11 protein-coding genes are annotated in these 12,723 nt (G+C 72.7%); 6 read left to right on the top strand and 5 right to left on the bottom strand.

Features of this window, described 5'->3' with window-relative positions:
* Positions 1-9 precede the first annotated feature (9 nt).
* Both G446_RS0106675 and tmk read right to left on the bottom strand, forming a co-directional pair.
* Positions 10-1,281: a DNA polymerase III subunit delta' gene (locus G446_RS0106675; protein ID WP_026409577.1), complete on the bottom strand. Its 1,272-nt coding sequence runs from the start codon at positions 1,279-1,281 to the stop codon at positions 10-12.
* Positions 1,278-1,964, bottom strand: a complete 687-nt coding sequence (gene tmk, locus G446_RS16405) for a dTMP kinase (protein ID WP_051285726.1) — start codon at positions 1,962-1,964, stop codon at positions 1,278-1,280. Before tmk ends, G446_RS0106675 begins: the two co-directional genes overlap by 4 nt.
* An 883-nt stretch (positions 1,965-2,847) precedes the next feature.
* Here tmk and G446_RS0106665 point away from each other — a divergent pair.
* The 6 genes from G446_RS0106665 to G446_RS0106635 all read left to right on the top strand — a co-directional run bounded on the left by G446_RS0106665 (position 2,848) and on the right by G446_RS0106635 (position 10,625).
* Complete coding sequence (locus G446_RS0106665; protein ID WP_026409576.1) at positions 2,848-3,507, top strand: PIN domain-containing protein; 660 nt, start codon at positions 2,848-2,850, stop codon at positions 3,505-3,507.
* Positions 3,508-3,910: 403 nt separating this feature from the next.
* Positions 3,911-4,831, top strand: coding sequence for a hypothetical protein (locus tag G446_RS0106660; RefSeq protein ID WP_026409575.1), 921 nt, complete (start codon positions 3,911-3,913; stop codon positions 4,829-4,831).
* A complete protein-coding gene (locus tag G446_RS0106655; protein WP_026409574.1) occupies positions 4,828-6,090 on the top strand; it encodes a DUF6881 domain-containing protein in 1,263 nt (420 codons plus the stop codon). The genes G446_RS0106660 and G446_RS0106655 overlap by 4 nt, the downstream gene beginning before the upstream one ends.
* A 288-nt stretch (positions 6,091-6,378) precedes the next feature.
* Complete coding sequence (locus G446_RS0106650; protein WP_026409573.1) at positions 6,379-8,898, top strand: (Fe-S)-binding protein; 2,520 nt, start codon at positions 6,379-6,381, stop codon at positions 8,896-8,898.
* 406 nt (positions 8,899-9,304) lie between these two features.
* Positions 9,305-9,961, top strand: a complete 657-nt coding sequence (locus G446_RS0106645) for a hypothetical protein (RefSeq protein ID WP_156916549.1) — start codon at positions 9,305-9,307, stop codon at positions 9,959-9,961.
* 412 nt (positions 9,962-10,373) lie between these two features.
* The gene (locus G446_RS0106635; protein ID WP_026409571.1) at positions 10,374-10,625 is read left to right on the top strand and encodes a hypothetical protein; all 252 of its coding nucleotides are present in this window, start codon (positions 10,374-10,376) and stop codon (positions 10,623-10,625) included.
* Positions 10,626-11,164: 539 nt separating this feature from the next.
* Here the strand turns inward: G446_RS0106635 and G446_RS20920 are convergent.
* The 3 genes from G446_RS20920 to G446_RS21520 are packed head-to-tail and all read right to left on the bottom strand — an operon-like array spanning position 11,165 to position 12,599.
* On the bottom strand, positions 11,165-11,548 hold the full coding sequence (locus G446_RS20920) for an IS30 family transposase (protein ID WP_245574616.1): 384 nt from the start codon (positions 11,546-11,548) through the stop codon (positions 11,165-11,167).
* 35 nt (positions 11,549-11,583) lie between these two features.
* The gene (locus G446_RS20915; protein WP_245574618.1) at positions 11,584-11,871 is read right to left on the bottom strand and encodes a hypothetical protein; all 288 of its coding nucleotides are present in this window, start codon (positions 11,869-11,871) and stop codon (positions 11,584-11,586) included.
* Positions 11,868-12,599, bottom strand: coding sequence for a helix-turn-helix domain-containing protein (locus G446_RS21520; protein ID WP_425393876.1), 732 nt, complete (start codon positions 12,597-12,599; stop codon positions 11,868-11,870). The genes G446_RS20915 and G446_RS21520 overlap by 4 nt, the downstream gene beginning before the upstream one ends.
* Positions 12,600-12,723 lie beyond the last annotated feature (124 nt).

The following is a 12,723-nucleotide window of genomic DNA, read 5'->3' as shown; positions in this document are numbered from 1 at the left end:
GATTCGTTATCAGGGCTCGGAGACGGGGCGGGCCTGCGGGCGCAGCTGAACCATGAGGGACTCGACGGCCAGCAGCGGGGAGGCGTTGGATCTCAGTCGCGCCCGGCACTGCTCGATGGCGGCGATTCGGGCCAGGGACTGCTCCGGGCCGGTGGAGGCCGCGACCCGGTCGAGGACCTCGGCGAGGTCGATATTAACACGCTCGACGTCGCCGCCCATCTGGGAGACCAGCACGTCGCGGTAGAAGGACAGCAGGTCGATCATGGCCCGGTCGAGCACGTCGGTGCGCGCACGCCTGGCGCGGCGCTTCTGGTCCTCCTCCAGCTGGCGGACCTGGGCGCGCAGCGCGGGCGGGATCCTGGCGTCTCCCTCCAGGCCCAGCGCCCGCAGCAGGGCGGTGCGCTCGGCGGCGTCGCGCTCGGCGGTGGTCTCCTTCGCCTCCGCCTCGGCGGCCTCGACGAGGTCCGCGGCCGCCAGGACGGCGTCGCCGACGCTGCGCAGGGAGACGGGCGCGAGCAGGAGGCGGCGCCGGCGCTCCCAGGCGCCGGGGTCCTTGGCCAGGTGCCGGGCCAGCCCGATGTGGGACTGACTGGCCCGGGCGGCCCTCGCGGCGAGCTCCGGGTCCGCGCCGTCGCGGCGCACGAGCAGCTCGGCGACGGCGTCGGGCGGCGGGATCCGCAGGGTCACCAGGCGGCACCGGGAGCGGATGGTGGGCAGGACGTCGTCGGCGCTCGGGGTGCACAGGAGCCACACGGTCTGCGGGGGCGGCTCCTCGATGGACTTGAGCAGCACATTGGTGGTGCGCTCGGCCATGCGGTCGGCGTCCTCGATGAGGATGACGCGCCAGTTGCCCGTCCAGGGCCGCCGCTGGGCCTGGCCGATGAGCTCCTTGACCTCGTCCATGGTGATGAGGAGCTTGTCGGTGGCCAGGCGCACGACGTCGGGGTGGGAGCCGGCCATGACGTCGCGGCAGGGCTTGCAGCGCCCGCAGCCCGGGACCTCCCCCGTGCACTGGAGGGCGGCGGCGAAGGCGCGGGCGGCCACCGAGCGGCCCGAGCCGGGCGGGCCGGTGATGAGCCAGGCGTGGGTCATGGCGGAGGCGTCGGCGTCGGGCCCCGCCCCGGACCCGGCGCCGGACTCGGCGGCGGCGTCAGGACCCGCCCCGGACCCGGCGGCGGAGCCGGCCCGGCGGGCCCGCACCAGCGCCCGGGCGGAGCGGGCCGCGGCGTCGAGGGCGGCCACCGCCCTCTCCTGCCCGACGACGTCGGTCCACACGCTCATGCGCCCCGCCCTCCGGCGCCGGAACGAGCGTCCAGCAGCGGGTCGAGCGCGCTGCGGACCGCGGCGGTCACCGCCTCAACGGGCCGGGCGGCGTCGATGACGACAATGCGCCCCGGCTCGGCGTCCGCCAGGGCGAGGAACTGCTCGCGCAGGGCGGCGCGGAAGGCGTCGGACTCGCGCTCGAGGCGGTCCCTGCCCCCGCGCCCGCCCGTGCGGCGGTCGGCGAGGGCGGGGTCGGCGTCGAGCAGGATCGTCCGGTCCGGCAGGAGCCCGCCGGTGGCCCACAGGGACAGGCTCCGGACATCCTCGGCCCCGAGGGAGCGGGCCGCGCCCTGGTAGGCGACGGAGGAGTCGAGGTAGCGGTCGGAGACGACGACGGCGCCGCGCTCCAGGGCGGGGCGGACGAGGGTGGCGACGTGGTGGGCGCGGTCGGCGGCGTACAGGAGGGCCTCGGCGCGCGGGTCGACGTGGCCGCCGTCGAGCAGCAGGCGACGGATCTCGGCCCCCAGGTCGGTGCCGCCCGGCTCGCGGGTGACGAGGACCTCGACGCCCTCGGCCCGGAGGGCTTCGGCGAGGATGCGGGTCTGGGTGGTCTTGCCGACGCCGTCGCCCCCTTCGAAGGTGAGGAAGAGGCCCGGGCGGTCGGCGGCGTCCCGCGTGGGCGGGGCGGGGGCTTGGCTCACGGAGCCAGCGTAGTAGCGGGCGGGCGGTGCTCGCCGGAACGGGCCCGGCGGGCCTGGTCGCGGGGCGCCTTCCGCGGCGCGCATCGCCGCATGGCGGCAAACCGGCGATCCTGATCACGGGGCGCCGACGCCCGCCCGGTCCTGATCGGATTCCTTGCGCCCCCCGACCCATCCGAAGGCGGAAAACGGCGTCCTGGGAGGATCGTTCCGCTCCGCACCCGACCGCGTCGCCATCACAACCGCGCAATCATGCGGAAATCCTCGAGCACATTCGGTGGGCCCACCCGAACGATCCTCCCGGAGCGCCATAACCGGGAACCGGGCGGGGCCGCCGACCGTCCCCGGTGCGCCGCGAAAGGGCGCGGCCCGACTCCGACGACCACCCGGCCAGAACCCCCGACCGAGTGGGGCGCATGAGGCGCATGGGACTGGTCAGGGCGACGATCTGTCCAAATCTGTTGCAAAGGCGCCCCGGGCCGGGATCGGCCGCGAGAAGAACCGCGGAATATCAACGTTTCTCTTCCGGCGCTCCGGCTCGATCCGGGCCTTTGCAACAGATTCGGACACCGGCCGGGACCGGCCGCGTGGGGCGGACGTCGGTCGGGGGTCGGCCTCCGGGCGATGGCGCCCTCACAGCGGGCGCGATCGCGCGCCGTGCCCGCAGGGGCGTCGCGGGCACCACGAGGTCCGGCGGTGTGGTGCCCGCGCCGGACCATCATGTCACGATTCGATAACAACGGCCGCCGGAAGTCGGGCTGCCGAGACGAGTCCCTCGTCACCGACCCCGCCGCCAATCGCACGATCCCCGGGCGAGTGACCGAATAAACACCGCGCTTCAGAAGTGTCCGGCAACCGCGCCGGCCCCTCACGAAAGGAAGCGCCCATGACCGCCGCCGTCCTCCCACTTCCGACGACCCGTCGCGCCGTCGGGGCCCGCCGCCCCGTCGTCCGCCGGGAGGACCTCACCGTCCTCACCGTCCTCCGCGACGGCGCGTGCGGCGACCGCGCTCTGCACCTCATCGACCTGGAGAACCTGTGCGGCGCGGGATCCACGACCGCCGAGGACGCGGCGCGCGTCCTGGCCGCCTACGTCGACGCCGTCAAGATCGGCCCCGCGGACTCCATCCACATCGGGGTCGCCCACCACATGGCCACGGCCGTCATGCCGGTGCTGTGCGTCTTCCCCGGCCGCCTCCACGTGCGCTCCGGGCGGGACGGCGCCGAGACCGCCCTCCTGGAGAGCATCGACCTGGTGCACATCTCCACCCGTTTCTCCCGACTCATCATCGCCTCGGCGGACCGCACCTTCACCGAGGCGGCCGACGAGGCGCGCCGCCTGGGCATGACGGTCTGGCAGGTCACCGGTCGCGGCGGCCTGAGCCGGGAGCTCAGCAGGGTCACGGACCTCCGCATGCGCCTGCGCCTCCCCCGGCCGCCCGCCGAGGTGCTCGCCGCCCGCGCGCGACGACTCCCGACGCGGGGCCCCGCCCTCGGCCCGGCCTCGATCGTTCCGCATGATGGGACGCCGTCTCGCATGTCGTGACGCCGTCGGCGGGGCTGGCGGCGAGCACGTCACTTAACCCGCGAGCACGTACCTCTAGCAGACGTTCTCGCGGGTTATGTGACGTGCTCGCGGGTTATGTGACGTGCTCGCGGGTTACCCGGCGATCTCGCGGTCCGCGCCGGCGCCCCCGGGCGCCCCCGCCATCGCTCCCGAGCGCCCGAACTACCTCGACTCCTGGATCCCCTCGAGACGACGACCTAGCCTGAGACCCGTGACAGCAAAGGACCGGGCCCCTTCGGAGCCGGACCCCCTGAACCAGCAGTCCCCGCAACCCGATTCCCCAACCTTACAGCCCCCGCAGCCCGATTCCTCGACCCCGCGATCCCCGCAGCCAGACCCCACTCGCATCCTCAGCCGTGTTGAAGCGCGCGATGGCGCGGGGATGACCGTCCGCCGCCTCGACAGGGCCGACGAGACGGGCCGCACGGGTCGTCACCGCGCCGCCGACACCCGGCCGCCCTCGGTGCGGGTCGATGAGACGGGCCGCGCGGGCCGCCGCCCGCCGGCGCCCCCGCCCGAGGAGACCGGCCCGCCCGAGGAGACCGGCCCGCCCGAGGAGACCGGCCCGCCCGAGGAGACCGGCCCGCCCGAGGCGCTCGTGCCCGCCATCAGCACGGCCCTGGCCGATCCCGACCGGGACGTCCGCGAGGCCGGCGAGGCCGCCCTGGGCCGCCTCGACTGGCGCCCGCTGCGGGCGAAGGGCGACCCCACCGACCTGCCCGACGCCGTCGGCCGCATGATGACGGTGGGCGACGACGACGCGAACGCCGCCTACTACCGGGTGGAGAACCTCATCTTCCACAACCGCCACAGCGGCCTCGATCTCACTCAGGCGGCCGAGCCGGTCGCCGCCCTCGTGCTCACCGCCATCCGCTCGGGGAGCTGGACGCCGGGCGGGCTCGTGCACGGCCTCGACATGCTCGTCGAGATCGTCATGGGCGAACCGGACGCCATTGAGCGCGCCCGCGGCAATACGCGCCTGGTCGAGCGCTGCCGCGCCGTCGTGCGCGCCGCCCTGCCGGAGCTGTACGCACTCATCGCCCGGGACGAGGAGCGCATTCTCCAGGGCGTCATCGACCTGGCCGCCGAACTGGAGCCCGACGTCGGGAGGCGCCGATGGGTCTACGAGACGGTTCGCGGCCGGATCGGCCGGCGGGTGGTGCTCAACAGTCTGCGCGGGCTCGAACAGACCCTGGATCCGTCTCCTCGGGAGACGGCGGCCAACGGCGCCGCCCCGCGGACGGGGACTCCGGGCGGCCCGTCCCTCACCGGTTCCGCCGCACCGGACGGGGGCCGGCCGTGATCACCCCGCCGCCCCGACCCCGCCGCCTCCGCCTGGTGGCCGGCAGCTACCGTCTGGGACCGGTTGAGGAGGGCACCGTCGTCGCCCACCACCACTGGGGCTACGAGGTGAGACTGCACGAGACCGGCGATATCGGCACCGTCGACCCGATATTCGTCCACGACGACCCGAGCATCGGCATGAACCCGGAGAACTGGCCCGCCGTCGGCGAGATCGTGCGGGTGCGGCGTCAGACCACCACGCCCCAGGGCGAACTGCGCCTGACGACGCGCGCCGGCGACCTGGCCCGCCCCTGGGCGGAGCCGCCGGACAACGGAATGAACTACCAGATCGTCGAGTGGCACCGCACGCGCGGGCATGCGCAGGATCCCGCCCTCATCGTCTCCGAGATGGACTCCGGGCGCGCAACCCGCCGCATCGTCGAGATCTACGACGACGGCCGCGCGGACCTCGGGGACGCCACGAGCGAGCCGCCGGTCGAGACGGGGGACACCGAGGTCAACTGCAATCCGCTCCCGTCTCTGATCATGGTCAATTCCTCGCCCGAGTTCACCGGGCACGAGGTCGGGCGGGAGTGCTTCGAGGCCCTGTGGCGGGCGGCGCGGCGCCAGCATCCCGAGCTCGGACCCGAACCGCCCGCGCCGGATCCCCTGCGCGAGGCCGACGACGCGCTCACGGCCCGGATTCGCGAGCTGCTCGAGGACCTGCTGGTGCGCGGGGAGTCCTCCGCGGAGGCGATCGGCCGCATTGGCGCCGCCCTGCGGGAAGCCGCGCACCGCTGGCACCGTGAGGATGCGGTGAGCATCCCGACGGCGCGGTTCCTGGTCTCCGTCGACTGCTGGATCCCGCAGACCTGCGAGCACTATTCCGCCGACGAACTGGAGGAGCTGCGCACCCGTCTGCGCAATGAGCTCCTGAGCGTCCTCCGAGAAGCGCCGTCGACTCTGGAGGAGGCCTGCAAGGGCATCGCTCGGTACGATCCGCGGGACTTGATCCGCAGCCCGCTGTGGGCCCCGGCAATCCTCCTGATCCGGCACCTGACCGATCCGGAGTCGGCCCCGGATCCCGGTGGACTCCTCCTCACCGAGCTCATCGTCGGCATGGTGTACGAGCACGCGCAGCGCTGGAGCCTCACCGGCACCATGTCGCCCCATCACCTGCTCATGCTGACCTGCGTCCAGTGCGCGCTCGCCCGGACGGACGAGGACGGCCGCGCACGGCGCGCCGTGCGCCTGCTGCTCGACCAGTTCATGAGGTGAGATCGTGGGGTGAATGGGGCGAGACGGCGCGGTGGGTGTTGCGGACCGGCCACGCCTGGGCGGTTTCCGACCGTTCCGACCGGCCCCGCCGGCGGCTCCCAGCCGCCCCGGCCGGCCCCGCCCGACGATTACGGCCGACCCCGGTGAGGATATTGACCGGCCCCGGCGAGCGGCGGGCGGACGGGCGGCGGGCGGGGAACGGGCCCGAAGCGCGGGGAACGGGCCGGAAGCCCGGGGGCCGGCGGGAGTCCGCCGGCCCCTCCCCCACCGGCAACTAGGCTGACGCCCATGAGTCCCCTCGCGATCGTGCGGCTCGTGTGCGCCGTCGTCGTCCTCGTCTCCACGGCGGTGGGCGTCTTCGTGTTCGGCCGCGCCGTCGCCACGATCGTGAACCGCATGCGCGTGGGCCGCCCCGTGCCGCGCGAGCGCCTGCGCCCGGTCGGCCGCCGTCTGGTGCGCATGCTCGGCGAGGTCGTCGGCCACACCGCCTTCAAGGGCCGACCCTGGATCCGCGCCGCCCACTGGCTGGTCATGGTGAGCTTCCCACTGCTGTTCCTGACCCTGGTCACCGGCTACGGGCAGGTTCTCGCCGGACCCCACTGGGAGCTGCCGTGGCTCGGCCGCCAGGCCTGGTGGGCCTGGATCGTCGAGTTCATCGCCTGGCTGAGCACGGCCGGCATCGTCCACCTCATTATCATCAGGCGCCGCCTGACCCGCCGCGGCGCCGCCGACCCGCCCTTCCCCGACGCCGAGGAGAGCGCCGTCCGCACCCGCACACCCCGCTTCTCCGGCTCCACCGGCTGGCAGGCGCACTTCGTGGAGGCCGTGGTGGCCGGCGTCGTCGCCTGCGTCCTGGTGCTGCGCATGCTGGAGCACGCCCGCCTGGCGATCTCCGACGACGACGCCGAGCGGGCGCTGGCGCACTGGACCCGCTTCCCGCTGACCGCCTGGAGCGGGCCGGCGCTGGAACCGCTGGGCGCCACGGGCCTGTCCATCGCCATCGTGGTGGTGGCGACCCTCAAGGTCGTCATCTCGATGGGCTGGTTCGTCGTCGTCGGCCTGCAGCCGTCCATGGGCGTGGCCTGGCACCGCTTCCTGGCCTTCGTCAACCTCTACGCCCGCCGCAACGACGACGGCACCAAGGCGCTCGGCCCCGCCGAGCCGCTCGTGTTCACCGGCCCCGACGGCGCCCCCACGGCGCTGACCGCCCGGACCATGGACGACCTGGACGCCGCCATGGAGGCCGCCGAGGAGGCGGGCGGTGAGGTCGTCCTCGGGGCGGGCCGGATCCAGGACTTCACGTGGAAGGGCCTGCTGGACTTCTCCACCTGCACCGAGTGCGGCCGCTGCCAGGACCTGTGCCCGGCGTGGAACACGGGCAAGCCCCTGTCCCCCAAGCTCTTCGTGGAGGCGCTGCGCGACCACCACGCCGCCGTCGCCCCCTACCTGCGGGCGGCCGGCGCCCTGGGCGTCGAGCCCGAGGAGGTCACCGAGGAGATGCTGGCGCGCCGCCGCGCCGACGGCGGGCCGCTCGGCCGCCTGACCGGCATGAGGGACGGGCTCGCCTCCCGCGAGGACCTGGGCCTGGCCCCCGGCAGCGCCCACACCGGCGACGTGCTGGGCGCGCTGCTGGCCGCCAGGGCGGCCCCCGCCGAGACGGGCGTGGCCGCGCACCCCGCGCCGCTGGCCGGTGAGGTGGTGCCCGCCGACGTGCTGTGGTCGTGCACCACCTGCGGGGCCTGCGTCGAGCAGTGCCCGGTGGACATCGAGCACGTCGACCGCGTCATCGACGTGCGCCGTCAGCAGGTCCTCATGGAGTCGGCCTTCCCCCGGGAGCTGGGCGGCATGTTCCGCAAGCTGGAGTCCAAGGGCAACCCGTGGGGCCTGGCGCCGCGCAAGCGCATGGACTGGGCCAAGGGGCTGGACTTCGAGGTGCCGGTGATCGGGGTCGACGTCGAGGACGCCTCCGAGGTCGACTACCTGTTCTGGGTCGGCTGCGCCGGCGCCTACGAGGACCGGGCCAAGCGGACGACGCGGGCGGTGGCCGAGCTGCTGCACACGGCCGGGGTGAGCTTCGCGGTCCTCGGCGACGCCGAGACCTGCACCGGCGACCCGGCCCGGCGAGCCGGCAATGAGATCCTCTACCAGATGCTCGCCGGCCAGAACGTCGAGACCCTCACCGAGGCGAAGGCGCAGAGGATCGTGGTGACCTGCGCCCACTGCTTCAACACGATCTCGCGGGAGTACCCGCAGATCGGCGGGCGCTTCGAAGTGCTGCACCACACCCAGCTGCTGAGCCGGCTCGTGCGCGAGGGGCGGCTCAAGCCGGTGGCGCCGCAGGCCGGTGCGGGGGCGGCCGGTCCGGAGCGGGCGGCCGACGCGGGCCCGGCCGGTGCGGAGCGGGCGGCGACGCAGGCCGCCGCGGACCCGGCCGCGCCGTCGGCCCCGACCGTCACCTACCACGACGCCTGCTACCTGGGCCGGCACAACCGGATCTACTCCCCGCCGCGCGAACTACTGGAGGCCACCGGGGCGACGGCGGTGGAGATGCCCCGCAGCCGCGAGCGCGCCTTCTGCTGCGGCGGCGGCGGGGCGAGGGCCTTCATGGAGGAGTCGATCGGCACGCGCATCGCCGTCGAGCGCTCCCGCGAGGCCATTGGCACGGGCGCGCGGGTCATCGCCACCGCCTGTCCCTTCTGCACCACCATGCTCTCCGACGGCGTGGCGAGCCAGGGCGCCGACGTGCGGGTCACCGACCTCGCCACCCTCATGCTGGAGGCCGTGCGCCGCGGGCGCGAGCAGTCCTGAGCGGAGCCGCTCCGGGGGGTCTTTCCGAGTAAATCATTCCGGGCGGGACGCCGAGATCCTCCCGTCTCACCCGCCAGCGGCCCGACCCCGGCCAGCTATTCCGGGCGGGACGCCGGAAGCCCTCCGCCATGCACGCCGATGACTCGGCGACGCTCCGACCGGTCGGCTTCGCGGGGCGTGCACGAGAACGGCATGCCGCCGCCCCCGAACCGCCCAGTCCGACCGACTCCGCCGCGCTTCCCGACCGACTCCACCGCGTTGGCCACCCGGTTGAGTCAGGGGCGAGGGCGCCCTCTCGACACGCCGAGGCCCCTCCGATAAACTGCGCCGAAGTTTCCATCGCCGATCACCCCCGCTCGGTAATGCGCTCTCTTCTCGCTGCCCGCCTAATTCTCAAGGAAAGGTCTTGCAGCAGTCAGAATATTCAATTCAAGGAAAGTTCTCGACAATCAAAACCATAAATCTCATCTATCGAGGAGGAATGTTGGGCTACGCGATCACAATCATGATTGTAGGAACATTAACAAGCCTTGTGGGCGGGTGGATCAAGGGTCCGAACTGGCCTCGACCAGTTCTAATCGGACTATTCTTAACATTTCTCGGAGCCACTGCCGCGCTGATGTACGTACAGATGTCATCCCCTCAGCCGAACGACACCTCGAGCCCGGTCGCCACACCCACGCGAATCGCTTTGTCCGACAAGAGCCCCGTACGGGTCTGGTGGCTGGGCCAGGGCGATACGATTCAGATTCAATGGGACCCCGCGGACAGCGACGAGGTCCACAGTTACAGCGTGGATATTTACGGGATGGCCCCCATCAGGAACTACTACAACCTCGGTTACAGAATAGGGGAGGAGCTCCGCACGAGTGACACAGCGAATCCCGTCGCCGAAATGAACGAGAAGCTGAGCGACTTCGGCGACTCGGAGACAGTGGACTACGAAGAAACCTGGCGGGTGTGCGTCACCGCCCATAGATACACTCCCGACCCGGATGTCGGACCTAAAATCATCCAGGGAACGGAGAGATGCTCGGACCCCTTCGTAATTCCCAAGAATTAATTCTCTAGTGAGCTTTTTCTCACCGGGAAGACCCTCGGACTGGCCAGGATCGGCGTGATGACGCAGGAGGTCCCGGGACGATGCAGGGAGGCGCGGCCCCGTACGCACCGCCCTACTCCACGTCCATCCTTTCCGTGGCACCGCACCTATCCCCGCCCCTGAGTCGCCGGTTCTGATGAGAAAGGTTCAGTGAGCGTTTCCCGGGCTTCGAGGGCAGGGTCTCGGCAAAGTCGGCGGCGGTGCGGGGTGGCGCCCGGCGATCTCCCGGAGGGGCTTGAGGCCGCGGATGATGCGTCGATGCTTATACTGGCGGCGTCCTGGAGGTGGCGGGCTCAGGTCGGTGTCAGTGATGATGGCTTCGTCTTCCATGCCGTGTCCGCGCGCGAGAAGTTCTTGAGGAGGAAGTAGGAATATGAGGACCGCCGAGGAGATGCTCGACGAGATCGAGAACGCCGACGACGGGGATGGCCCGGATCCCGTGGCCACGGTCGATGATCCCGTCCTCGCGAGGATCGTGGTCGCGCAGATGCGCCTTCGCGCCGCCGAGCACGCGCTCGACGGGGCCGTGATGGCCGCGCGCGATGCCGGCCTGTCGTGGCAGGCGATCGGGGATGTGCCGGGCATGACCCGCCAGGGCGCGAACAAGCGCTTCCAGGCCGCCTGAGGAGCCGCGCACACCCGTGCGCCCGCCCCGCCCGGGCCCGTCCCGGCGCCCCCGGGCGGGGCACAATCGGTCTCATGACGGCATCGAGCACGACCGGACCCGGGGCGGGACCGCTCTCGGGCCTCACGCGCGCGGACGTCGCCATGATCGTCACCCGCGGGCAGGCCTGGCGCGACGCGCTGCACCGGGACCTGGCCCAGCTCGGCCTGGAATGGCCGGACGCCGACAGCCTCATGGAGGACTGCAGCGTCGGCGGCATGGACCTGAACCTGTACTGGCGCGCCCAACGGGTCATCGGCGAGCACCGCGACATGCAAGAGACCCTCTTCCACGCCGACCGGATCGCCGACGGCACGAGCAGACGAACCCTCACCGAGGCGGCAGCCGAGCGCGCCGCCGCGGGCCCCGGGAGGGTCGACGCGGACCCCTGCACGGACGGCGGCCGCGGCGATCACCCCGCTCTCGGGCCGGTCCGCTACGCCCCCGGGCGCCGAGACGTGCATTTTGCACTCGAAAGTGCAGTTCCAACCGTGGCGGTGTCAGGGGGTGGTTGCACCGTTGATGATGGTGTCCAGTATCTCGGTGGGGGTCTGTCCGTTCAAGACTTCTCGTGGGCGGCGGTTGAGCTGGTCCTGGACGGCCTGGACCTGGGCGTCGGTGACGTTGTTGAAGTCGGTGCCCTTGGGGAAGTACTCGCGGATCAGGCCGTTGGTGTTCTCGTTGGTGGGACGCTGCCAGGGGCTGTGAGGATCGGCGAAGTAGACCTTGATGTCGGTGGCGAGGGTGAAGGCGGCGTGACCGGCCATCTCCGCGCCCTGGTCCCAGGTGATGGTGGAGTACACGGCCCGGGGCGGGGAGTCGACCATGCTCTTGAGGGCATCGGTGACGGTGCGGGTGCGGTGGCCCGCCGCCGGACGGGTGATCAGTACGAACCGGCTGCGACGCTCCGCCAGGGTGATCAGGGCGCTGCCGGGGGTCGCCTGGCGATGATCAGGTCTCCCTCCCAGTGCCCGGGGACGGCCCTGTCGTCGGCCTGGGGCGGGCGCAGACTGATGGTGGCGCCCTGGATCCAGCTCTTGCCCCTGGGCTTGGGCAGTCCGGCCAGTGGGGAGCGGGGGATGCGGCGGGTGCGTCCGGTGCGCAGGGCCCCCTCCACCCGCAACTGGGCGCGCAGGCTGCCGGCGCCCTGGACGCACCCGGGCCCCTGGGTGGATCTGCTCGTGACAGATGCGCATGCTCCCATCATCGGGGTTCTCGAACCGCAGACGGGCGGCGATCTGCCTGGGGACCGGCCCGATCCCCCGGGCGGGTCGACGACCCGCTCGCGCAGGGCCGGATCGGCGTCCAGCTTGCGGATCTTGGGGCGGGCCAAGGGCGCCCGGGCCGCGGCCTGCGCCGCCGCCCGGCGGTAGACCCCGCCCCACGCCGGCCCCGCGGCGGATCTCGCGGGACACGGTCTGCCGGCACCGGCCGATCCGGCGGGCGATGAGGGCGGCCCAAGTCCCCCTGCGCCAGGCCCGTGGCGATCATGGCCCGCTCACCGGCCCCCAGGCGCAGGCCCCGACCGGCGCGCCCCGACACCCGCGCGTCGGGTCCCCGGTGATCCGATGGCCGCAGGGCGCCCCCGCGCCGCCCTCGGCGCAGGACCTCACCGCCATGCGCGGACTCGACGGCGGCAACGGGGCGGGCGGGGGTGCTCATACGCGTATCGTGCAACCACCTGCCCGCGGTCCTGATCGACACGCCCCCGGCCCGGGCGGCCCCGGCCCGCCCGGCCCCGGCGGCCCAGGCCTCGAACACCGCCCGCCTGCGCCGGGCGGCCGCCAGGGCGCTTCCACCCACGGCCCCCATCGCCAGTCCCACGCCCGCCCCCCGAGCCCACCGCTGCACCGCCGTGTGCGACACGCCCAGCTCCCGAGCCGCCGCGGACGCCGACCAGCCATCCGCAATCAGCTCCATCGCCCGCAGGCGCACCTCATCAGCGACCCTCACCCCACGAGGCACATCGATCACTCCTCCGAACCCGTAATGGTGCAACCACCCCCTGACACCGCCCAGTTAAAAGTGCCCGCTCGAGTGCGAAGTGCACGTCTCGGCG

Source organism: Actinomyces dentalis DSM 19115 (assembly GCF_000429225.1).
GTDB classification, from domain to species: domain Bacteria; phylum Actinomycetota; class Actinomycetes; order Actinomycetales; family Actinomycetaceae; genus Actinomyces; species Actinomyces dentalis.
This window is presented reverse-complemented; position numbering and strand designations above follow the sequence as displayed.